Raw genomic sequence first — 21,413 nt, forward strand, 5'->3', positions numbered from 1 at the left:
TCCGCTACTGTACCTGAGGAAAATCCATGCAGTGCGGCAGGTGCGGGAGCGGGGCTGTGTTTTTCCAGGCAAGTTCAGGCAGGTATCTGTGCAGCCGGCACCTGGTCATGGATGTCGAGGCCCGGGCAAAACGAGCCATCCGGTCCCGCCGCTGGATGCACCCCGGTGACCATATCGCCGTTCTCCTGGCAGGAGACCGGCAAAGCGCTGCACTTCTCAATTTTCTCCATAAACTGACCGTGGATCGCAGGGATATCCGGCTGAGCGCGGTCGTTTTTGAACACGCCCGCGGGGGAGAGGACCGATTTCAGGATGACCGGCGTGTGGCAGAATCACTCGGTATTCCGTGTGTTGAGATCCCCTCTCCCGGCAGGACAGCGTCCGCTTCAGGCGAAACGGTCACGAAGGTGGCGATCGCCATTTCCCTTGACGACGTCGCACAAACCATGACAGGCCGGTTCCTTCTCGGTGATGCGGACCAGCTTCTGGATCCCCCTCCTGAACAATGGTTTGGGATTCCGGTGATCTGCCCGTTCATCACCATCCCGTCGGAGGAACTTGGCCTGTACGGGGAGATCGAAGGCCAGAAAGCCGGGATCCCGGGCCTTCTGCCGGCCCGCGATACCCTTCCGCAGGATATTGCAGACCTTCTCAGGGAATACTACTGCAATCATCCCGGGACACAGTACGCTCTCCTGCACCTTGCGGAACAGCTCAGTGGCGGGAGGGTTGCTGGAACCGTCATCCCTAGATTCACGGGAAAGGTGAAGCAGTGAAATGACGGTCGTTCTGGCAATAGTGAAAGACCGAACAGTTGAAAAACCCAGTTTGTCCATTATAACGGGATGAAGTGCTCGACCGGGGATCTCGGGTGCAGGATGGGGCAGGTGGAGCAGATGATCCGCTACACCTGCTGGAACAGCGGCTGCGGGCAGATCGTCATCGGGGTAAGCGGGGGGGTGGACTCGGCGGTGGCTGCTGCCTTCTGCTGCCGCGCTGTCGGGCCGGGCAATGTGCTTGGCCTTTCCCTGCCTTCCGCCATCAGCAATAAACAGGACTGCGAGGATGCAGTGACACTCTGCTCCATGCTCGGAATGGAACACCGGATCATCAGCATCGAACCGGTTCTTGCCGGGTTCCGGCAGCTCCCGGGATTCACTGCAACCCCGTACGAGATGGGTAACCTGATGGCCCGCGTGAGGATGGCTGTCCTGTACTACCATGCAAACCGGGACCACCGGCTTGTCTGCGGGACCTCGAACCGGAGCGAGTATATGCTGGGCTACTGCACGAAGTTCGGTGATAATGCTGCCGACATCCAGCCCATTCTCCATCTCTACAAGTCGGATGTCTATGTCATGGCAAAGGAACTCGGGATTCCGGACGCGATCATAAAGAAGGTTCCATCTGCCGGGTTATGGGAAGGCCAGAGCGACGAGAAGGAGATAGGGCTCACCTATGACCAGATCGACGCGTCTCTCCGGGCACTCGAGGAAAATACCTGGAAGCCGCAGAACCCTGTCGAGGAGACGGTGCTCACCCTGGTGAAGAAGAGCGGGCACAAGCGGATGGCAGCGCCTAACCTTTTAGGATCGCCTCAAAGACCGGCAGATATTTCTCCGGGAAATTGAGGAACGCAAGGGCATCCCCGTTCCCGACAAGGTCGTACAGCGGCCCCCTGCAGATCCGCTGGGTTCCCCGCCGGCAGCTGGGTCCCCTCCTGAAGACAGGCGGAACTTTTTCATATGCCGGGTTCTTCCGGAGAGATCCATCCGATAATTCGTAATAGGCGGCACCGTGCCGGGCCTCGTACTCCCCGTACTCGCTCTCGAACGCCGTAGAGACGATATTTGCCATGGACAGGGTCTCGTCAGGAGACGGGTTGATCGTGACATGCCCGTATTCCGGGGGGATAATCACCAGATCGCCGGCATCGGCCGTGATTAAGACAACATTGTCAAGGGAGCGGGACTGGAGGAGGTAATGCGCCGACCCCTCCAGGACCTCGTAGATCTCCGGGAAACCCACCCCGGCACCATTCTTCGGGTGGTAATGCCCCTTGGTCTTGACACGTTCGCCACACAGATCACGGGGAGGGATAACCGTGAGGTCGTACCGGAGATTATGGTCATGAAGCCACTGCCAGTCGCTCTCAGACCTTGACAGGTCGCGGTACATAAAATAGAGGGGCTCCCTGCACTGGCACCGGGGATCGAGAAGGACCGCACGCATATCGTCAGCGGTCCGCCCTGAAGGCTCCGGAAGTTCCCCTTCCCACCCGAACATCACTTCATGGTTTCCCCTGCAAGTAAATAATACCCGGCGCTGGGGGTGAGTGGGCCAGAGAGGCCGTCACTCCGGCTTTCGGAAACAATCCGCGCCGGCGCGCGAAAACCATCCTCATGCTTGCCGTTCCAACCGCTGTGGGAGGTGTCGCGGGATCAGAACGAGCGGATCTCTTCCATCTCCCTGAGGTCCATAAGGCCTTTCATGGCCTGGATCTGCACCCACCGGCCGCTCTCGCGGATTGCGGCCATCGGGTTGGTGCCGCCAACCGCCGCGATTGCTACATACTGCGGGCTGACCGGGACCCCGAGAAGGGGGAGATTCGGCATCCCGACTTCGAGGATTCCGGTATAATGGCTGTCGGCAAGTTCGTCGAGCACGATGCCGACCAGCGGTTCTGCTTCCATGTGGAACTCGCGGATGTTGGCAAGCATGTTCCCGCTCCCCTTCCGCATCACGTCAGTTACGGAGGTGGTCTTCTGGGAGATGAGCACCTGCAGCGGGTCGATGGTCGTGTGTTCATACAGGATGATATGGGTAAACCGGAGGGGAGCCCGGTTCTCGACCTGGACAACCCCGCCACCGATAGGGTTGATCGGTATCCCCCGCCGGATAAGGAGGCCGTCGAAGGTGATACTGCACATCGTGCAGACACCCGTGCATCCCTTCGGTATCTGGAAATCCGCAACGGTTTCAAGCGACGGGTAAAATTTCACGAGCCCGCTGACGGAAAGGCCGGTCTTGCTGGCATCCTTGAGAATGCCGATGGCAAATTCGAGGTCCTCGTTTTTGATCAGGGACATGTTATAGACGACATTGCCTTCGCCCGCTACCGGATCAAAAGTAACCTGAAGGGCATAATCCTCGATTTTATTGTTGACAAACCTGAGCGGGACGGTCATGTTACTAATCTTCTGACAGGACAACAGAAAAATTGTTCTATAAGCGTAGGGAAATTTATGTATGATGGAACCTGAAATGCGGGAAAAGGCCAAGAATGCGATGCGTCTCATTCTGGAAGCGGCACGGTTCGAGGTGGAGGAGGTCGATGATCCTCTCGATCTTTCGGCAGTGCGGGAGGGTGTCTGTCTCCTGGTGCTTTGCTCCAATGACAAGGCATTGATCAGCCAGTTCGACAAGACGAACTACAGCCTGATGATCGACGACCACGAGATGAGCTGCAAGAAACTCCTTTTCTCGATTGATAAGGATGTCGCGACGGAGAACTGCATCCAGTGGGGTGTTGATGAGTTCGTCCGGTATACCGGTGAGGCGGTCCTTGCCGATATCCTCAACCGCGAGCTCGCGCTCGATCTCACGCCGACAAAAGGAAGGAAGCCTCCGGCCCCGGCCGCTGCCGCCCCGGCCGCCGCCGTGCAGGAGCCCTCCGGTATCTCCATTCCCCATTTCCCCGTGAAACTGACCGAACAGGCTGCAATCCGGGCTGCCGGGATCCAGGGGACCGCAAAGCTCAGGTTCATGCCCTATTACCTGTTCCACTATACAAGCACGGGGGAGCAGGTATACAAGGACCGGCGGATCCCGTTCGATGCCGACGGCTGGAGCGCTCTGAACGCCATCAACGGGATTAAGATCGATCTCGACAGCAAACAGATCGAGGACTCGGACATCCCGGGGGGAGCGGAAGTATGCAACCCGCACATCAAGAAAGACGAAGCCTCCGAGCGGATGGTCAGCGAGCTGATCGACCGGCTGACCCAGAAGGTCCGCATCAAGCAGGAGAAGGGCGATGCAATCTTCTACGAGGAGAAGATCCTCAAGCCGGACCGGAAGAATATCACCGTTGATACCCGGCAGGTGTACATTCCCGTCTGGCAGATCCGCGGCAAGAAGATCGTTGAAGTGAATGCCTTCACGGGCGAGCTGCTCTCGGAGCCGATGGATGAGGGCGTCGAGGTCTTCTGAACCTCTGCGCCTCCCGTTTTTTTCAACCGGCACCGGATGGTGTCATTTCCCTGTCGTTCACGGGTTCTGTAATCCCGTATCCTTGAATTTCGCAGCGCAATCGTTTCGGTATCCGGGTGTCCGTCCATGATTGTCGTCCTGGGAGGGGGCCCGGCAGGACGCCTTGCAGCCATTCGCCTCGCATCATCAGGGAAGCAGGTCACCCTTGTCGAGCACGGGGGGATCGGAGGGCAGTGCCTTCATTCGGGCTGCATGCCGGTCTGTGCCATGAACGACGTTGCCCGGCTCATCCATTCAGCCCGGGAACTGAAGGATCTTGGCGTGATCGGCACTGTACCGGGGGTGGACTTTCAGGTCCTCCTGCGGGAGATGGGGAAGATCCAGCAGAAGATCGCCTCCATCCTCGATACGGAAACACGGGAGGCCGGCGTTGAGATTCTCTACGGCAAAAGCGGGCGGCTTTCCGGGAGGAGGGCGTATGCTGGTGATGAGGACCTGGAGGCTGAAGCCGTCATCGCGGCAACCGGATCCCGCCCGTTCGTCCCTGACATACCGGGGGTCGATCTTCCGGGCGTTCTTACGTCCCGGACACTGCCGGGCATGAAAACACTCCCGAAAAAGATTGCAATCATCGGAGGAAGCGTTGTCGCGGCAGAGTTCGCTTATATCTTTTCCACATTCGGGTCCGAGGTAACCATCCTCTCCCGCAGCACATTCCTGAAGGATGCGGACAAACACATCAGGGCTCTCGCGATAAAGGAACTGGAGGGCGTGACGATCCGGGAGAATGCACCGGTCTCATCGATCAACGGCAGGAGCCGGGTCGCATCAGTCACCTGCAAAAATGAAGAAATTGAAGCCGATGCTGTCTTCCTCGCTGCCGGCCTCGTGCCGAACTCAGAATCCCTGGAAGGGGTGAAGAAGGGTGCGCTCGGCGAGGTCGTTGTCGACAACCGCATGCGGACGAGCGTTCCGGATGTGTACGCGTGCGGCGATGTCGTCGGCCCGCCATACCTCACGCCGGTTGCCCGGCACCAGGGGATCGTGGCTGCCGACAACATCCTCGGGATACCCCGCACCATGGATTACCAGAACATCCCGCGGTCCATCAGCCTCACCCACGAGCTCGCATACTGCATCAACGAGACCGAAGGCATGGGATCGATGGTTTTCCCGGGCCCGGCCGGCCCCGGATCCTTCTGGTCAGTCCCCACAGGCCAGACCGGCCTTTCGAAGGTGATCTTCGACCCGGAGACCGGCGATATCGGGGGGATCTGCGCAGCAGGGCCGGGCGGGGGGCTCATCGCCGGTTACATGGCATTCCTCATGAAGAAGCACTTCACCGTCCATGATTTCGAGGAGTTCATCGAGGTCCATCCCTCGACGGACGGGGTGTATGGGCTTGCCAAATACGCATCCTCGGTCGTGAAGAAGCGCAACAATCCCTGACAGTGGACGTTTTCCTGCCTTCTTTTCCGGCGTTGTTGCTGAAGGTATTATTACATCCGGAATCGCATTATTACGATACATACCATCCCACCCCCGGGTGTTTGTACGATGAGCGATCCCACCGAGAACACATCATTCGACCAGACACGGCTCGACAAGGTCCGTGCACTCCAGGAAAAAGGCCACGTCATCTTCCCTGCGTCGTTCGACCGGCAGCACACGATTGCAGATATCAAGATGAAATACGCGGAGATCGGCCACGACAAAAGTCCGGAATCAGTGACAACCGCCGGCAGGGTCTACATTGTCCGCAACCACGGCAAGACACTGTTCGCAGACCTTGGGGACGAGACCGGAAAAATCCAGCTCTATGTCCGGAAGAACGATCTCGGGGAGGAGCAGTTCAGCCTCTTCAACCAGTTCATCGAACGGGGGGACATCATCGGGGTAACCGGGCACGTGTTCCGGACAAAACTCGGGGAGATCACTATCTGGGTGGATTCATTCACCCTCCTGTGCAAGGCCGTATGCTCGCTGCCGGAGAAGTTCCACGGGTTGACTGACGTCGAGAAACGGTACCGGCAGCGGTACGTGGACCTGATCGTAAACGAGGAGAGCCGGCAGACCTTCCGGAACCGGAGCCGGATCGTCTCCCTGATCCGCAGGTACCTCGACGACCACGGGTTCCTCGAGTTCGAGACCCCCATCCTGCAGCCAATCTACGGCGGCGCCAATGCCCGTCCGTTTACCTCGTACCATCACTACCTGGACCAGAACCTCTTCCTCAGGATAGCACCCGAACTCTACCTGAAGCGTCTCATCGTCGGGGGATTCGAGCGCGTCTTCGAGATCGCCCGCAACTTCCGGAACGAGGCTGTGGACGCCGACCATAACCCGGAGTTCTCGATGGTCGAGATTTACTGGGCGTACCGCGACTTCACGCACATGATGGAGCTGACCGAGGATATCATCTCCTCCATCGTCTTCACCGTCCACGGGATGTTCGAGATCCCATACGGCGACACGAAACTCGATTTCAAGCCCCCGTGGAAGAAGCTCTCGATGGCAGATGCCGTCAGGGAGTATGCCGGGATCGACGTCTTCGCTCACAGTGTGCCCGAGCTCCGCGACCTGGCACGGCAACACCAGCTCGAGGAGCCGGAGAAGCCGCAGAGCCAGCGGGAGTTTCTCATCGCCTTCTTCGAGGGCCTCGTAGAGGAGAAGCTGATCCAGCCGACCTTTATCCACGACTACCCGGTCGAGAACTCGCCGCTCGCAAAACGCCACCGCACCAAGGAGGGCTTCACCGAGCGGTTCGAGCTCTTCATCGCCGGGATGGAAGTGGGCAACGGCTTCTCGGAACTGAATGACCCGGTGGACCAGAAGGAACGGTTCGAGGCGCAGGACGAGAAGCGCCGGCTCGGCGATGTCGAGGCCCAGATGATCGACTACGACTTCATCAATGCCATCGGGTACGGCATGCCCCCGACCGGCGGTGTCGGCATCGGGATAGACCGCCTCGTCATGCTGCTCACCAACAACGATTCCATCAAGGAAGTCATCCTCTTCCCCTCGATGAAGAAACTCAAAGAGGGCGAATCCGAAGAGGAGAGAAAAACCCAATAAACCTTTCTTCTGGTATTTCGCATTCCACGAAGCATATGAGTTCCCGCAGCCAACAGGATGCCATGGCAGCACGGACCATCTCAAACGAGTTCCGGAACGTTGACAACGCGGAGACGGCCGACCGCCTCGTTCAATACCTTGAGTACGTGGATTCGCAGCCGCAGACCCGTCAGACTAAGGCGGACAGTTACGGGTATCTTGGCCTGAAAGAAGGGGACTGCGTTCTCGATGCCGGGTGCGGGCCGGGATACGATGCGCTCCGGATGGCGGCGATGGTTGGCAAGAGGGGGAAGGTCACGGGCATCGACCTCAGCGAGCGCATGATCGCGATCGCTGAGGCAAAGGCAAAGGGCACCAGCCTGCCGGTCTCGTTCCGGACCGGCGATGTGCGGAAGCTCCCGTTCCCGGATGCCAGCTTCGACAAGGTCAGGATCGAGCGCACACTCCAGATCCTCGGGAACCCGGGGCAGGTCCTTGACGAGATGATCCGGGTGCTCCGGCCGGGAGGCCGGCTCCTGTCTGTCGAACCTGACTGGGAGACAATGGTGTGCGACCCTGGCAGCAGGGACACTGCACGGGTGTTCTTCCGCTTCTGCGCCGACCAGTTCCCCGACGGTTCCACCGGCCGCAAGCTGTACCGTTACTTCCGGGAGCGGGGGCTCTCCGATGTCACCGTTCATCCTGCGCCGCTGGTCCTCCATGACTTCTCCCTTACGGCAAAGATGATGAACATGGAGCAGTTCCTTGCAGCCGCTCAGGAGAAGGGTGTGCTGGGGAAGGACGATGTTGCCTCATGGCTTGCCGATCTGAAGGCTGCGGATGCAAAGGGTCACTTCACGTTTGCCGGCCTGATGTTTGCTGTAGTCGGGAGGAAATGATGCCGGCCTATGTCATCGCACGGGTGGATATCACCGACCGGGAGCAGTACCGGAAATATACTGCCATTGCCCCGGAGGCAATTATCCGGTATGGCGGCAGGATCATTGCCCGGTCGGTGGACCCGGTCACGCGGGAATGACCGGAGGAGAAACGGAGGATCGTCATCATCGAATTCCCCTCTCTTGAGAGGGTAAAGGAGTGGTACGATTCCCCGGAGTACCGTCATGCCCAAAAACTCCGGAAGGATGCCGCATCCGGTGAACTGATCGCGGTTGAGGGATTCATGCCGGGATAAGATGCGCTGAAAGCCGGCCTTTCCCGGTGAGAACAGCAGGGAAAGGCGCTTGACGGGCAGAGAACGAACCAGCGGGCGCAGTAAAAACAGAATCGTTATCCGCTTCCGCACCCACCCTTGAGTATGACACCCGGCGATTCTGTTCAACCGCATCACCAGCACGCACTTTTCTCGGCAGAGAAAGCCTCCCGTCTCGACACCCCCCTGCGCCGTTTTCTCTACCGTCCCGACAGGCTCGCGGAGCAGTACGTGAAGCCGGGCGACCGGGTGCTCGACTTCGGCTGCGGTCCCGGGTTCTTCACCCGGGCCTTCGTAAAAAGGGTCGGGGACAACGGGCGGGTGTTCTCCGTCGACCTCCAGAAAGAGATGCTTGAGATTCTGGCAGGTAAACTAAAGCCCGAGGGGCTGATGTCCCGTATCACCACGCACCAGTGCAGGCCGGATACCATCGGCCTGCCTGCCGAACTGAACGGCACAATCGATATCGCTTTTACCATATTTGTCGTCCATGAAGTCCCCGATCCGGCGAAACTTTTCCGGGAGATCGCCCTGCTTCTGAAACCGGGCGGAACGCTCTTTTTTTCCGAACCGCCCCTCGAGGTCCCGGGACGGGAGTTCCGTGAAAAGGTCGCGCTCGCTGAGGAGGCCGGGTTCCTGCAGATCGAGAGGCGGTTCTTCTTTGTGAACCGGGCAGTAGTGCTGAGGAAGGCGTAAGTGCCTGCCTTTTTACCTGGCTGAATCCCACGTGAAGGGAATGATCCCCCACCCTCCTTGCGCCAACCCTGACGCGGTCGGGAGTATATACTCCCGTTCATGCATGGTCATCCGGAACAGCTGTTTCAAATCAGGGTCTGGTTGATCCGGATCGATTTTTCAATCGCCATCATGATCGCGATGGATTTTTTTGAATCAAAGTCTGCCTGAAATTTTTCAATCAGGGTTTGATGAAAAATTTTTCATCAGGGTCTGATGATCAAAAGTTAAACACATGTGCACGAGTGCACAGGATTCAGCCACGACGGGAGATCGCGCGAGTGTACCATTTTTCGATTAAAGTATGCTGAAAAAATTTCATTCAGGGTTTGATTGAAAATGAAAAATCAATGTCTGATTGAAAATGAAAAATCAGGGTTTGATCGATCTGTGAACGATTCTCAATCAGGATCATGATCGCGGTTGGAAAAAACAGGAATGCTGGATGATAAACCGACACTCAAATTCTGCCGGAAAATGAATTGAGGAGGTATCCCCTGCTTCAGTTGATCCGGAGCCGTTCCCCGTTCCGCATGGGGTGGACATCCTTGTTCGCGGTATACCCGAGGTCACCGGCAAACTCGGCATAGCCTGCGGTCATCGTCAGGTCAGCGTGCGCCGGGATGATGTGGCGGGGCTGCAGCATCTCGAGGAACTCGTAGTGATCCTCCCGGTAGGCATGGCCGCTGACATGCAGGTCCTCGAATGTTCTCGCGCCGAGCCTCTTCAGGTGACGGGATACCACGTACCGCTGCCCGACGTTCATCGGGTTCGGGATCACGTTCGCCGAGAAGAGGACCTTGTCACCCTTTCCCAGCTGGTAGGGTGTGTCGCCGAGGGCCATCCGCGTCAGGATCGACCCGGGCTCCCCCTGGTGGCCGGTCACGATGGGGACGAACTTGTCCTTGCCCTCCTTCATCATCCGCCGCATGACCCGGTCGACGGTCCTCCGATCCCCGAAGACGCTTGCGGTTTCCGGGAACGAGACGAACTTCATCTGTTCCGCGGTGACCGCGTACTTCTGCATCGACCTGCCGAGGAAGACCGGTTTCCTGCCAATCTCGTGGGCGCATTCCGCGATGGTCTTCACCCGGGCGATATGGGAGGAGAACGTCGAGACAACGATGGCGTTCTTGTCGTCCTCGTAACTGGTAATGACGTCCCGGACAAGGTCGCGGGCAACCCGCTCGCTCGGGCACCGGCCCGATCGGTGGATGTAGGTGCTTTCCACAATCAGGGCAAGAACCCCTTCCTTTCCCAGCTGCCGGAAGCGGGCAAAGTCAGGCGGCTTTCCGATGACCGGTGTCCGGTCGAACTTGAAGTCGCAGGCGTACACGATCGCACCGTGGGGCGTATGGAGAACCGGCGTCACGGTATCGATGATCGAGTGCTGCGTGTGCACGAACTCGAGGACAAGGTTCGGCGAGAGCGTGTACCGCTGGCCGGCGCCGAGAGCAAAGAGACGGTTGTTCACCCCGAATTTTTTCTCCCCGGATATCTGCTGCCGGATCAGTTCGGTGGCATAGGGTGTGGCGATGATAGGTGCCTTGTACCGGTGTGCGAGCTTGGGGATGGCCCCGATGTGGTCGAGATGCCCGTGGGAGCAGACGATTGCTTTTACCGTGCCTTCGACCTTCTGAAGCACCGTGTCGTCCGGGATTGCCCTGATCTTGATAAGATCGAGAGAGTGCATCTCATCCACCTCGGCATCCTCGTGGATCATCAGCTGGTCGAGGCGGAGGCCCATATCGAAGATGACGATCTCCTTTCCGCAGCGGACGGCAGTCATGTTCCGCCCGACTTCATCATATCCGCCTACGGCGATTATTTCTATTTCCATGTGTTGTGAATCTCCTGATTATCGGTATTGCATACTCTTTGTTTTCCCGGTTCTGCGGGAACCGGTATACCGGGTCATCCCCCGGTTTGACCGACGGGAAACCCGGAATTATCCGGAATCATTCGGGCCGGCCAGCAGCTGAATTCAGCCGGTCCTTATTCGTCAGGGGATCTCCGGGAATGGAGATCCCTTCGGATATTCCGGCCCTCCTTCTCATCATGCCGGACATACAGGGAGGAAATTGTCTCTCCCCCTGCTTATGCGAGCCATTCTCTGACCTGTCGGAGAATTTCCCTTGGAGGCCCGTGCAGGCCCTTAACCCAAACGGGAAAAGGACCCGGTAAAGGCCGTCACCACGACACCGTGGATCATCCCAACCCTGTCCCGGGACCGTTCATTCTCCAGATGCCTTCCTGTATTCAGGCACCTTCCGCATAATTCCTGCACATTGCTTCCCGCGCAGGTTCCGGATCCAACTGGTTCCGGAAAATGTCTATTGTAAATCGCTCGGCAGATACTTCAACCTTTGTCTTCAGTACGCCACCGGAAGGAGATACCTGTGAGGAAGCGAATCTCTGCTGATGCTCCATAGCCCGTCAGCCTGGCCCGTTTCAGTTGATAGTCTCAGGATCGGCCGGAATACCTGCAGAAACGGTCCGGGTGAACTCCCGCACCATCTCCCGGTCACCTGCCCGGTACAGGACAGTTACACCGACCACGTGTCTGCCTTTCGGGGCCGGACCGTGGGCGATCCAGATACTCTTCGTCTCGTCCGGCTCGAGGCGGGTGAGCACGATATGTTCCTCCTTCAGCACGAGACCCTGCGGAGGAGAGAGGATAACTGTGACCTGCCCGAAGGGAACCGAAGTGAATCCGCGAATCCGCATCTCGAGACGACCGTCAACCCCTGCCGGTATTTCGCCTGAGAGGGTCACAACCGGCATCGGCGTCAGGGCCCGCAAGGTATCGATAAGCGAGGAGGAACTGTCATGGAACCCTTTGACGAGCCGGAGGGAGGCATACAGGATCGCTGCCATCACGATGATCGCAACCGAACCGATTCCAGGGATAATCAGCCATGCACAGGTATCAGATGTCGTCATCCGGCTGTCCGCAGCGCCTGCAGCCAGGATCAGGAGAAGGGCGATGATCACGGTGAGCCCGGCAAGGAGAGCAGTGCGGAGGGCAGGTTGCATGCGGTTTTCTCCGGAGTATCATTCCGTTGTCGCCAGCCGGGGATAAGGGTATGGGAATCGTGAATCGATCAAAAGGTCCGGATTGTTTCACCGTTCATCATGAGGAGCAGATCCTTTCCCGGCCATCGTGCACCCTTCCGGCACATAGTACCGTTTCCCGCCGCTCAGGGTCCTTCCGCAGAAATCCCGGCAGGTCAGCGGCCGTTTGTCATAGATGGCACAGCCCCACGTCTTTACGCCACTGCCATCGGGCTCTTCCTCACGCAGGTGCCGGCAGGGTGCATTGGCAAGGAAATACCCGCCTGATTCCTTCAGGCCACGCTCCCGGAAGTAATGGAGCTGGTGGGGTTTACACTGCCGGACAAGGGCGATGGGAAGCCACCGGCAGCACTCGCCGCAGCGGCTGCAGGGGCCGCTCTCTGGTTGCTGATCTCCGGATTTCATCAGGAATCCATTTGGATGGCTCCATGGGTAAGGATTACGGATTATTCGCCCGGGGTAAGCCACAGATGATGGCTATAAATAAAGGAGAGGTGGGGGAATGTGCAGGATGCCCGGCGATCCTGGTCAGAGCGAGCCGACGTCCTTCAGCAGGCTTTCGGTAAATTCACGGAGCACGGGATCCTCGCTGTCGTCGGCCACGAACTCCCGCAGTCCGCGGAGGGCACCGGTACTCCGGATGGCGGTGAGGGCTGCTGCTGCCTGCTTCCGGATCCCCACCTGCTCGTTCCTGTCCCGGAGCCTTCCTGTCAGCTCATCCACCCCGCGCCCGCTCTTCAGGCTGCCAAGGGCTGTTGTTGCAGCCAGCCGTATCTCCCTGTCCGGTTCCCCGAGCAGGTCCACCAGGGGCCTGACCGCACGCGGATCGCCGCTCTTCCCGAGTGCAACCACTGCCCGTAACCGGTCTTCGGTGCAGTTGCCGGACACTGCCGTATATATCAGGTCGTAGATCCCTCCGTGATGAGGAAGGGAATTATACCATTCGCCGTCATCCTGTTCAAGACTTATTCCCATGATCTTCACCATTCAGGAAAATTCATTCAACGATACCGGTTCTCCCTTCAGCATCCGTTTACACGGGGCTTAGAGAATACAGAAGAGCGTCCGCTTACCACGAGTGGCCCGTACCCGGGTCATGCTCCCACCCATGCGATTCGCAGACGAAGACATTGCAGTAGTATGATGCAATCCGATTATAAATAATTATGCGATAATTCCGGTTTTGTCATCCGGCAGGTATGAAAGGGCGGATCCCGGATCCGTTATTTATGGTAGGGTTCCCCCCGGAGGATCCGGAACGCCCGGTATACCTGCTCCAGCAGAATGAGCCGGGCCATCGGGTGCGTGAACGTCATCTTCGAGAGCGAAAGCCGAAGGTCGCTGCGGTCAATGACCATGGGAGAAAGGCCGAGATCCCCGCCAATAACAAATGCAACAGGACTCCTTCCCGCAAGCTGCCAGACGCGGAAGCCATTTGCCAGATCCTCGCTTGTCCAGTTCTGCCCCTTTATATCAAGAGCGATAACCAGCGATCCTTCAGGAATCTCTGCAAGGATCCGCTGCCCTTCCCTGTCAAGAGCTGCCGATTCGGTTGCGGGTGAAGCTGCCGGCGATCGTTTCTCCTCGGAAAGTTCCGTGATCTGCAGCTTGGCGTAAGGGCGGAGACGTTTTTCATACTCAGCGATACCCTCCTGCAGGAACCGCTCCTTGATCCTTCCGACAGCAATAATGCGGATATGCATAGTGCACAGCACTGAAAATTTTTCAATACCACAAGTTACAGGGAACCGGGAAAGAAGAGGTGGAAGTATGTTACCTATGAATTACCCTTAGCATCTTTGGCATCGATCTTCTGGTGCGATAACACATCCAGCAGGACTTCCTTCATCATGTTCTTCATGAGTTCCCGTCCTTCATCCGATGACATGTAGTCCTTGAACAGTTCCCTGAACTGTCCCATATCGTGGTGATTATCGACGAAGGCTAATAAAGCTTGTGTAATGCAGTCGGAGACCGTGGAGAACTTCTTTTCCTCGTACACCAGTTTATTGACCTTATCATAAATGTTGGGGGGCATTTTGTACGAGATCGCAACACGTTCCCCTCGGGTTGCCGGAGCCTTCTCTGCCATTCCCTACAAAATTCGCCGGAATACTATAAATAGGCTGTTAAATCCCCGGAGTAATGCTTATGTATTCCCAAATTTTCAATAGTATTCCTTAAACAATACTTATGGAATACTTTTTATAGCGCGGCGCAAAACAGGAGATCATCGAGAGGTGAACCATGAACGAAATCATCCTGTTACTCCTTGGATTCCTGGGGGTGTTTGCCGCCGGGTGCAGCATAGCCCTCCTTGCACTTGGAAAACTGATCGACCAGTTCCCCTCGGGTGATGAGTCAAAGCGCACCCGGAGCATTACAAGCCCTGTTGAAACGACGAAGATCTCGATCGCCCTGTTCTGGGGCCTCTTTATTATCGGCGGGTGGGCGGTGATGCAGGAAAGCCGCCTCGTCATGATCGCGGGGATCACAACGCTCTTTGCCATCAGCCTGTTCATGATCACTGCCCTGATATTCTCCTTTGCCGTTCTCAATGCCCTGAGGGCGAGAAAGAGCGGTGCGAAGGCACCGGTCGGAATACCGGTGATCCAGATCTCCCCGGCTGCCCCTGTTCCGGTTTCAGCTGAGGCCGAACCAATCCAGCCGGCGCCGGTCCTCAGGAAACGTTACAACAACCCTCTCACCGACTTCATGCTCAATGCGCTGCTGAAAAAGGAGTGAATTTTTCTTTTTTTCAAGGGGCAGAGAGGGTTTTTTTTCCGAATCAGTTTTCCTGCTGTATTGTTACGGGTCCCCTGCCTCTGGGTCACTCATGAGGAAATTTGAACGATCAGCGCGGGGAAATGCCGGGTAAAAAGTATTCATCGGGAAAAAGTGTTGTAAAGTACTCTCTTGATTGCCGGGTAAGTACTTGACTCACTAAGGGCGTACTTTACTACTTTTTTTTATTCTCCGTCGTGAACTCTCTGGCCGATCAATCGGATCGCGATTAAAAAATTACGGGCGGGGGGTGAGGGGGCGATTGAAAATTTTTTCCGGAATCACCACTCCAGCTTCGTAGTTGCACATGGACTGCATCCCTCTTAAAACTCAGCAGGACACTTCAATCGAGATGCCCGGCCAAGTCTTGAAAAACAGTTGCCCCATGATGATATCTATTTCAACAATAACCGGGTTCAGATTGGATTTGACGCTCTTGGGGGCTCCGCTGATGCTCCGCCCCCGCCGCGTGGGCATCCCCCACATTGCGATGACGTCGTATTACCGGTAAACCAAACTCCTCCCTATCACCCTGATCGGCTTCCTATTGTGAGACTAATGGTGATAGAGAAAGATGATTAAAACACTGAAAACGAATATAGCGGCATATAACAATATATAATTACTATAAAACATAGTAGATAAATTTATTTGTCACAACATCCAGATAGTATTGAAGGAGTTATTCCAATGAATGATCCAACTGCTGAATCAATACAATATGCATTATGCGTAATTGCCTTGATTGCAGTTCTTGTATGGTGGGGACTATATTCCTCCGGAATCTCTTGAACCACATATCGAACTCCCCTTTTTTCTCCTCGAACTCGGTTTATAAACGATAACCCTCACAGGGTTGCACCCACTGCAAGAGTGCCAAGTTGAACCGCACCGATGTGAGTGTTCTCTGTACAGGTAATGCAGAGGTATCGCAATGCGCCCACGCCCCCACCGGGGGCGGGTTGGCGCAAGGGGGGCGATCGTATCTGCTGATCGAAATTTTAAAAAAAGAAAAAGGAAATTTACCCGAATATCTTCTTCGACTGCTCAAGGGCATCGACGGCGGGGAGCACCTTGCCGGTCAGGAACTCGATGCAGGCCCCGCCGCCGGTGGAAATGTGGGTGAAGTCCTTGTCAAGGCCCATCTTCTCGATGACCACCGCGGTATGGCCGCCGCCGACAACCGAGAACTCGACCTTCGAGGCTGCTTTGAGCATCTCGTAGGTTCCGGTGGCGAAGTCCGCTTCCTCGAAGAGCCCGGCCGGGCCGTTGAAGACCACGGTGCCGGATTTCTTCAGGACACCGACCATGTCATGGATCGATTCAATGCCGATGTCGAGGACCGGGCAGTCCTCGGGGATCTTTGTTATCGGGTACTCTTTCCGGTGGTTGTTCTCGCGGACAGCAACGGTCTGCGGCATGACAACACGGTCTTTGTATTTCGCAAGGATCTCCTTTGCCTTCTCGATCTCGGGCTGGTACTTGAGCTGGGCAATCAGCTGGGTGGAGGGTTTGCCGATATCGTACCCTGCCGCGATCAGAAAGACATTGGCAACAACGCCGATGACGATGACCTTGTCGGCGATACCCTTGTCAAGGACGTTTTTGGCGACATCGATGGAATCGTCCACCTTGGTGCCGCCGAGCACCATGCAGACGGGCCGGGGGGCGCCCGAAAAGACTTTGGAGAGCGTGAAGACCTCCTTCTCCATCAGGAGTCCCCCGGCTGAACGCATGGCCATCGGCAGTCCGACCACCGTAGGCTGAGAACGGTGGGCGGTGCCGAAGGCGTCGTTGACGAACACGTCTGCCATCGACGAGAGTTTCTTCACAAGGTGGGTCTTTTTGGCCTCTTCCGGTTTCAGGGTCAGGTTCTCCTCGGCATTGAAACGGACGTTCTCGAGCATGACCACGTCACCGATCTTCATGGCGTGGACCGCATCCCGGGCATGCTTCCCGAAGATGCTGTCCACGTACGTGACCGGTTTGCCGAGCAGCTGCTCGAGCTTCTCGGCATGGGCCTCGAGAGTGGTGAAGTCCTTCTTCCCGGGCCGGCTCTGGTGGGTGACGATCACGACCCGGCTCCCTTCGAGGGCTTTGATGGTCGGGATATGCTCCCGGAACCGCTTGTCGTCAAGGATAAGGTTCGAGGCCGGGTCGATCGGCGAGTTCAGGTCGAGCCGGAGCAGCACGGTCTTTTTCTCAGCACCCAGTTCCCTGATCGTCCCGATGGTCATCCGGCCTCACCGTACCTTCCTATGCATTGCTCCTTGCTTTAATCCTCTTCATCCGGAAGAGTTCTTCCCGCTCCATCTCGTCAAGGCGCATCTTGATGAAGTCCCGGGCTGCCGTCAGCTCCGGGATGACCTTGAACTCGAGCGCGTTGACACGGCGCTTGGTCTTCTCGATCTCGTCGAGGAGACGCTTCATGGTGGTCTCGATCTCGGCGCTCTCGATGATCGCTTCAACCAGTTCTTCGAAAGCCGACGCGGTCTCATCGATGACGGTTGAGGTGCCGAGCACACCATACCCGCGGTCAATGACGCTCTTTTTCACCTTGGAGGAGTCGATCTCGGGGACAACGACCCCCATGATGTTCTTGCTCTTTAAGGTGATCTGCGGCACTTCCCTGACGGAAAATGCCGCGGACTTTACGCCGATCGCTCCCTCGACGGTGTTGGCCAGAGCCATCATCTCGGCGGCACGCTCGTACTTTTTGAGGAGTTCGCCCCTGCTGTCCTTGGCGGTTGCCAGGATCTTGAAGAATTCCAGGATCAGTCCATCGCGCTTCATCTTGAGGATCTTGTAACCGCGCTCGGAGAGCTGGATCTTCCGCTTGAGGTTGATCAGTTCCGAGCGGGTTGGCTTGACATCGCGCAGCGCCATGGACGGTTACACCTTCTTTGCACCGGCTTTGAACTTCGGGTGGTACTTGTTGATCAGGTCGCGGTCGATACGGGTGAGCTGCTCAACCGGCAGTGTGGAGAGGAGGTCCCAGCCGAGGTTCAGCGTGTCCTCGATCGAGCGGTCCTCGTCATAGCCCTGCCGGACAAAGCGGTTCTCGAAGAGATCCGCGAACTCGAGGAGCAGGCGGTCACGCTCGGAGAGTGCATCCTTGCCAACGATAGCCACCAGGCCGCGGAGATCGTTGCCTTCCGCGTATCCCGCGTACATCTGGTCGGAGACCTTCTTGTGGTCCTCGCGGGTGTGCCCCTTGCCGATACCGAGGTTCATGAGTCGTGACAGTGAGGGCAGCACGTTGATGGGCGGGTAGATGCCCTTGCGGTGCAGCTCACGGTTGACCACGATCTGGCCTTCGGTAATGTACCCGGTCAGGTCGGGGATCGGGTGGGTGATATCGTCGCCGGGCATGGTCAGGATCGGGATCTGGGTAACGGAACCCTTCTGGCCCTTGATCATACCGGCACGCTCGTAGATGCAGGCAAGGTCCGTGTACATGTACCCGGGGTAACCGCGCCGGCCCGGAACTTCTTCACGGGCTGCACCGATCTGGCGGAGCGCTTCGCAGTAGTTGGTCATATCGGTCAGGATGACCAGCACGTGCATACCGAGCTCGAAGGCAAGGTACTCAGCGGTGGTCAGGGCGAGACGCGGGGTGATGATACGCTCGACGGCCGGGTCGTCCGCAAGGTTGAGGAAGACCACGGCACGCTCGAGTGCGCCCGTGCGCTCAAAGTCCTGCATGAAATAGTTCGCTTCTTCCTTGGTGATACCCATGGCAGCGAAGACTACGGCGAAACTCTCGGTCGAACCGGGCACTTTTGCCTGCCGGGCGATCTGCAGCGCAACATTGTTGTGCGGCAGACCTGCACCCGAGAAGATCGGGAGCTTCTGACCGCGAACAAGGGTGTTCGTGCCGTCGATCGTGGAGATACCGGTCTGGATGAAATCCGCCGGCATGCCGCGGGCGTACGGGTTGATGGCTGCACCGGTGATGTCGAGACGCTTCTCCGGGACGATCTCCGGACCGCCGTCGATGGGCTTTCCGCCACCGGACAGGATACGGCCGAGCATCTCGCGCCCGACGGGCATCTTGATAGTCTCACCGGTGAAACGGACGCCGCTGTCTTTCCCGATACCGGTCGTGGTCTCGAAGATCTGGACGACTACGAGCTCGTCGCTCGTGTCCAGCACCTGGCCGCGCTTGATGGTCCCGTCGAAGAGGACGATGTTCACGAGTTCGCCGTAGGCGACAGGCTCGGTCTTCTCGACAAAGACGAGGGGACCGGCAATCTTGTTGATAGTCCTGTATTCCTTCATGCTGCCGACCTCAGTGCGCTGAACTCGGTGTCCATCTGCTTCTCGATCTTCGCCAGTTCGGGCTTGTAGTCCTTGATGAACTTGATCTGCGGCAGTTCGCCCTTGCTCTTGACAGCGTTGATCTGCGCCGGGCTGACGCCGGCCAGCTGGGCTGCGTAGGCAAGGTCTGCGAAGAGCTTGATCGCCTTCATCATGTCATACTGCTTGGTCATGTCACAGAACGTGTCGACCGAATCGTACGCGTTCTGCTGGAGGAAGATCTCGCGGATCATGCGGGCCACCTCGATGGTGACCTGCTCGGCCTCGGGCAGGGCGTCGGAACCGACGAGCTGCACGATCTCCTGCAGTTCGGCTTCCTTCTGGAGAACCTCCATGGCCCACGACCGGATCTTGTTCCACTCGGGGGAGACCTCCTTGTCGTAGTAGCCCTGGAGCGCTTCGAGATAGAGCGAGTAGGAGTTGAGCCAGTTGATGGCCGGGAAGTGCCTGCGCTGGGAGAGCTTGGCGTCGAGCGCCCAGAATACCTTCACGATACGCAGGGTGTTCTGGGTGACCGGCTCCGAGAAGTCTCCGCCCGGCGGGGACACTGCCCCGATGACCGAGACGGACCCGGGATCGCCGTTGAGGCTGGTGACCAGACCGGCCCGCTCGTAGAACTCCGAGAGGCGGGCGGCAAGGTATGCCGGGTACCCTTCCTCACCGGGCATCTCTTCGAGACGGCTGGAGATCTCACGCATGGCTTCTGCCCAGCGGGAGGTCGAGTCCGCCATCAGCGAGACGTCGTAGCCCATGTCACGGAAGTACTCCGCGATGGTGATACCGGTATACACGGATGCCTCACGGGCAGCCACCGGCATGTTGGAGGTGTTTGCAATCAGCACCGTCCGCTCCATGAGGGGCTTTCCGGACTTCGGGTCCTCGAGGTGCGGGAATTCCGTCAGAACTTCCGTCATCTCGTTGCCGCGTTCGCCACAGCCGATATAGACCACGATCTCGGCATCCGACCACTTGGCCAGCTGCTGCTGGGTGACCGTCTTGCCGCTCCCGAACGGGCCGGGAATAGCGGCGGTACCGCCCTTCGCAATCGGGAAGAGGCCGTCGAGAATACGCTGACCGGTGATCAGCGGGATCGTCGGGTTCTTCTTCTCCTTCACGGGGCGCGGAACACGGACCGGCCAGCGCTGGATCATGGGGAACTCCCTTCCATCCTCGAGTACGCAGACGGTTTCATCAACGGTGAAGTCCCCGCTCCTGATGACTTTGACCTTCCCCGCCTTCGCGTTCGGGGGGATCATGATCTTATGGACGATGTTGGTCTCCTGCACCTCACCGATGATGGTGCCCGGTTCGACCGTCTGGCCGACCTTGGCGATCGGCTTGAACGTCCACTTCTTCTCGTGGGAGAGCCCCGGGGCCGAGACGCCGCGTTCGATGAAGTTGCCCATTTTGTCGACGAGCACCGCGAGCGGGCGCTGGATCCCGTCATAGATACTGGTCAGGAGGCCCGGACCGAGTTCCGCGGCAAGCGACAGCCCGGTGTTGGACACCGGCTCGCCCGGGCGGATACCCGAGGTATCCTCGTACACCTGGATGATGACGTTCTCGCCCTGGATCTTGATGACTTCTCCCATCAGCTCTTCTTTGCCGACCTTCACCACATCGTACATGTGGGCGTCAAGGTTGACTGCCGTAACGACAGGGCCGGCGATTCTTTTGAGAACCCCTTGTTTTGCTTCTTTGGTCTTTTTCTCTTTTACTTCCACAGATCAACACCCACCGATCTCTTGATTTTCTCCCTCATGGAGAGCCCGCCTTCTTCGCCGCCGCCGATGGTGATGACGGTCGGTTTGACGGAATTATCCAGCGTTGCGCGGAGCTTCCGCGGGACTTTTTCCATATCTCCCGAGTTCATGACCAGGATACCGACATCGGGATCCCGCAGCACGCCATTGATATGCTCAACGAGTTTCTCGTCGTTCTCCGCTGCATAGGTCTTCTGGATCCCTGCAAGCCGGAAGCCGAGGATGAACTCGCTGTTTCCGATAACTGCGATCTCCAT

At 57.6% G+C, this 21,413-nt stretch carries 21 protein-coding genes and 1 pseudogene; 9 read left to right on the plus strand and 13 right to left on the minus strand.

Annotated elements, in window-relative coordinates; translation table 11 throughout:
• Nucleotides 1–26 precede the first annotated feature (26 nt).
• Nucleotides 27–776, plus strand: coding sequence for a hypothetical protein (locus tag A4E33_RS06030; RefSeq protein ID WP_292346787.1), 750 nt, complete (start codon nt 27–29; stop codon nt 774–776).
• A gap of 69 nt (nt 777–845) precedes the next feature.
• Nucleotides 846–1,631, plus strand: coding sequence for an NAD+ synthase (locus A4E33_RS06035; protein WP_292346788.1), 786 nt, complete (start codon nt 846–848; stop codon nt 1,629–1,631).
• Here the strand turns inward: A4E33_RS06035 and A4E33_RS06040 are convergent.
• Together A4E33_RS06040 and A4E33_RS06045 are read right to left on the minus strand one after the other, a co-directional pair.
• Entirely contained in the window at nt 1,579–2,286 is a 708-nt protein-coding gene (locus tag A4E33_RS06040; protein ID WP_292346961.1) for a glucose-6-phosphate isomerase family protein, read from the minus strand. The two genes, A4E33_RS06035 and A4E33_RS06040, sit on opposite strands and share 53 nt — an antisense overlap.
• A 155-nt stretch (nt 2,287–2,441) precedes the next feature.
• Entirely contained in the window at nt 2,442–3,188 is a 747-nt protein-coding gene (locus A4E33_RS06045) for a DUF128 domain-containing protein (RefSeq protein WP_292346789.1), read from the minus strand.
• A gap of 61 nt (nt 3,189–3,249) precedes the next feature.
• On the opposite strand from A4E33_RS06045, the gene A4E33_RS06050 reads away from it, so the two are divergent.
• The 6 genes and pseudogenes from A4E33_RS06050 to A4E33_RS06075 all read left to right on the plus strand — a co-directional run bounded on the left by A4E33_RS06050 (nt 3,250) and on the right by A4E33_RS06075 (nt 9,175).
• On the plus strand, nt 3,250–4,212 hold the full coding sequence (locus tag A4E33_RS06050; RefSeq protein ID WP_292346790.1) for a hypothetical protein: 963 nt from the start codon (nt 3,250–3,252) through the stop codon (nt 4,210–4,212).
• 126 nt (nt 4,213–4,338) lie between these two features.
• Nucleotides 4,339–5,661, plus strand: a complete 1,323-nt coding sequence (locus A4E33_RS06055; RefSeq protein WP_292346791.1) for an NAD(P)/FAD-dependent oxidoreductase — start codon at nt 4,339–4,341, stop codon at nt 5,659–5,661.
• Between the two features lie 108 nt (nt 5,662–5,769).
• On the plus strand, nt 5,770–7,287 hold the full coding sequence (lysS, locus tag A4E33_RS06060) for a lysine--tRNA ligase (protein WP_292346792.1): 1,518 nt from the start codon (nt 5,770–5,772) through the stop codon (nt 7,285–7,287).
• A gap of 35 nt (nt 7,288–7,322) precedes the next feature.
• The gene (locus tag A4E33_RS06065; protein ID WP_292346793.1) at nt 7,323–8,165 is read left to right on the plus strand and encodes a methyltransferase domain-containing protein; all 843 of its coding nucleotides are present in this window, start codon (nt 7,323–7,325) and stop codon (nt 8,163–8,165) included.
• Nucleotides 8,165–8,461, plus strand: a pseudogene (locus A4E33_RS06070) (DUF1330 domain-containing protein). The gene A4E33_RS06065 and the pseudogene A4E33_RS06070 overlap by 1 nt, the downstream one beginning before the upstream one ends.
• A 123-nt stretch (nt 8,462–8,584) precedes the next feature.
• Nucleotides 8,585–9,175, plus strand: coding sequence for a class I SAM-dependent methyltransferase (locus A4E33_RS06075; RefSeq protein ID WP_292346794.1), 591 nt, complete (start codon nt 8,585–8,587; stop codon nt 9,173–9,175).
• A 541-nt stretch (nt 9,176–9,716) separates the two neighbouring features.
• Here A4E33_RS06075 and A4E33_RS06080 read toward each other — a convergent pair.
• From A4E33_RS06080 to A4E33_RS06105, 6 genes are all read right to left on the minus strand, one after another.
• Nucleotides 9,717–11,054 carry an RNase J family beta-CASP ribonuclease gene (locus tag A4E33_RS06080; protein ID WP_292346795.1) on the minus strand — a complete coding sequence of 446 codons (1,338 nt, stop codon included), beginning with the start codon at nt 11,052–11,054 and terminating at the stop codon, nt 9,717–9,719.
• Nucleotides 11,055–11,665: 611 nt separating this feature from the next.
• Nucleotides 11,666–12,250, minus strand: a complete 585-nt coding sequence (locus tag A4E33_RS06085) for a hypothetical protein (RefSeq protein WP_292346796.1) — start codon at nt 12,248–12,250, stop codon at nt 11,666–11,668.
• Nucleotides 12,251–12,337: 87 nt separating this feature from the next.
• Nucleotides 12,338–12,694 carry a YkgJ family cysteine cluster protein gene (locus A4E33_RS06090; protein ID WP_292346797.1) on the minus strand — a complete coding sequence of 119 codons (357 nt, stop codon included), beginning with the start codon at nt 12,692–12,694 and terminating at the stop codon, nt 12,338–12,340.
• A 123-nt stretch (nt 12,695–12,817) separates the two neighbouring features.
• On the minus strand, nt 12,818–13,276 hold the full coding sequence (locus A4E33_RS06095; RefSeq protein WP_292346798.1) for a HEAT repeat domain-containing protein: 459 nt from the start codon (nt 13,274–13,276) through the stop codon (nt 12,818–12,820).
• Between the two features lie 236 nt (nt 13,277–13,512).
• Nucleotides 13,513–13,992 (minus strand): 23S rRNA (pseudouridine(1915)-N(3))-methyltransferase RlmH, encoded by a 480-nt coding sequence (rlmH, locus tag A4E33_RS06100; protein ID WP_292346799.1) that lies wholly within the window; start codon nt 13,990–13,992, stop codon nt 13,513–13,515.
• Nucleotides 13,993–14,066: 74 nt separating this feature from the next.
• Nucleotides 14,067–14,381 (minus strand): hypothetical protein, encoded by a 315-nt coding sequence (locus tag A4E33_RS06105; protein ID WP_292346800.1) that lies wholly within the window; start codon nt 14,379–14,381, stop codon nt 14,067–14,069.
• Nucleotides 14,382–14,536: 155 nt separating this feature from the next.
• On the opposite strand from A4E33_RS06105, the gene A4E33_RS06110 reads away from it, so the two are divergent.
• On the plus strand, nt 14,537–15,034 hold the full coding sequence (locus A4E33_RS06110; RefSeq protein ID WP_292346801.1) for a hypothetical protein: 498 nt from the start codon (nt 14,537–14,539) through the stop codon (nt 15,032–15,034).
• A gap of 1,061 nt (nt 15,035–16,095) precedes the next feature.
• On the opposite strand, the gene A4E33_RS06115 is transcribed toward A4E33_RS06110, so the two are convergent.
• From A4E33_RS06115 to A4E33_RS06135, 5 genes are read right to left on the minus strand one after another with little or no spacing between them, the layout of a single operon-like run.
• Nucleotides 16,096–17,310, minus strand: a complete 1,215-nt coding sequence (locus tag A4E33_RS06115) for a phosphoglycerate kinase (protein ID WP_292346802.1) — start codon at nt 17,308–17,310, stop codon at nt 16,096–16,098.
• Nucleotides 17,311–17,329: 19 nt separating this feature from the next.
• Entirely contained in the window at nt 17,330–17,959 is a 630-nt protein-coding gene (locus A4E33_RS06120) for a V-type ATP synthase subunit D (protein WP_292346803.1), read from the minus strand.
• Between the two features lie 6 nt (nt 17,960–17,965).
• Nucleotides 17,966–19,354 (minus strand): ATP synthase subunit B, encoded by a 1,389-nt coding sequence (locus A4E33_RS06125; RefSeq protein ID WP_292346804.1) that lies wholly within the window; start codon nt 19,352–19,354, stop codon nt 17,966–17,968.
• Entirely contained in the window at nt 19,351–21,117 is a 1,767-nt protein-coding gene (locus A4E33_RS06130; protein ID WP_292346805.1) for a V-type ATP synthase subunit A, read from the minus strand. Before A4E33_RS06130 ends, A4E33_RS06125 begins: the two co-directional genes overlap by 4 nt.
• Nucleotides 21,108–21,413 (minus strand): V-type ATP synthase subunit F, encoded by a 306-nt coding sequence (locus A4E33_RS06135; RefSeq protein WP_292346806.1) that lies wholly within the window; start codon nt 21,411–21,413, stop codon nt 21,108–21,110. The genes A4E33_RS06130 and A4E33_RS06135 overlap by 10 nt, the downstream gene beginning before the upstream one ends.

The sequence above is a fragment of the Methanoregula sp. PtaB.Bin085 genome, from assembly GCF_002067035.1.
GTDB lineage: Archaea > Halobacteriota > Methanomicrobia > Methanomicrobiales > Methanospirillaceae > Methanoregula.

Bases quoted from the DNA above. Each gene is read 5' to 3' on its own strand.
- A4E33_RS06115 (WP_292346802.1), bottom strand. From the start codon at position 17,310: ATGACCATCGGGACGATCAGGGAACTGGGTGCTGAGAAAAAGACCGTG.
- A4E33_RS06075 (WP_292346794.1), top strand. From the start codon at position 8,585: ATGACACCCGGCGATTCTGTTCAACCGCATCACCAGCACGCACTTTTC.
- A4E33_RS06065 (WP_292346793.1), top strand. From the start codon at position 7,323: ATGAGTTCCCGCAGCCAACAGGATGCCATGGCAGCACGGACCATCTCA.
- A4E33_RS06050 (WP_292346790.1), top strand. From the start codon at position 3,250: ATGATGGAACCTGAAATGCGGGAAAAGGCCAAGAATGCGATGCGTCTC.
- A4E33_RS06125 (WP_292346804.1), bottom strand. From the start codon at position 19,354: ATGAAGGAATACAGGACTATCAACAAGATTGCCGGTCCCCTCGTCTTT.
- A4E33_RS06110 (WP_292346801.1), top strand. From the start codon at position 14,537: ATGAACGAAATCATCCTGTTACTCCTTGGATTCCTGGGGGTGTTTGCC.
- A4E33_RS06035 (WP_292346788.1), top strand. From the start codon at position 846: ATGAAGTGCTCGACCGGGGATCTCGGGTGCAGGATGGGGCAGGTGGAG.
- A4E33_RS06135 (WP_292346806.1), bottom strand. From the start codon at position 21,413: ATGGAGATCGCAGTTATCGGAAACAGCGAGTTCATCCTCGGCTTCCGG.
- A4E33_RS06055 (WP_292346791.1), top strand. From the start codon at position 4,339: ATGATTGTCGTCCTGGGAGGGGGCCCGGCAGGACGCCTTGCAGCCATT.
- A4E33_RS06085 (WP_292346796.1), bottom strand. From the start codon at position 12,250: ATGCAACCTGCCCTCCGCACTGCTCTCCTTGCCGGGCTCACCGTGATC.
- A4E33_RS06095 (WP_292346798.1), bottom strand. From the start codon at position 13,276: ATGGTGAAGATCATGGGAATAAGTCTTGAACAGGATGACGGCGAATGG.
- A4E33_RS06120 (WP_292346803.1), bottom strand. From the start codon at position 17,959: ATGGCGCTGCGCGATGTCAAGCCAACCCGCTCGGAACTGATCAACCTC.
- rlmH (WP_292346799.1), bottom strand. From the start codon at position 13,992: ATGCATATCCGCATTATTGCTGTCGGAAGGATCAAGGAGCGGTTCCTG.
- A4E33_RS06045 (WP_292346789.1), bottom strand. From the start codon at position 3,188: ATGACCGTCCCGCTCAGGTTTGTCAACAATAAAATCGAGGATTATGCC.
- A4E33_RS06040 (WP_292346961.1), bottom strand. From the start codon at position 2,286: ATGTTCGGGTGGGAAGGGGAACTTCCGGAGCCTTCAGGGCGGACCGCT.
- A4E33_RS06105 (WP_292346800.1), bottom strand. From the start codon at position 14,381: ATGGCAGAGAAGGCTCCGGCAACCCGAGGGGAACGTGTTGCGATCTCG.
- A4E33_RS06030 (WP_292346787.1), top strand. From the start codon at position 27: ATGCAGTGCGGCAGGTGCGGGAGCGGGGCTGTGTTTTTCCAGGCAAGT.
- lysS (WP_292346792.1), top strand. From the start codon at position 5,770: ATGAGCGATCCCACCGAGAACACATCATTCGACCAGACACGGCTCGAC.
- A4E33_RS06080 (WP_292346795.1), bottom strand. From the start codon at position 11,054: ATGGAAATAGAAATAATCGCCGTAGGCGGATATGATGAAGTCGGGCGG.
- A4E33_RS06090 (WP_292346797.1), bottom strand. From the start codon at position 12,694: ATGAAATCCGGAGATCAGCAACCAGAGAGCGGCCCCTGCAGCCGCTGC.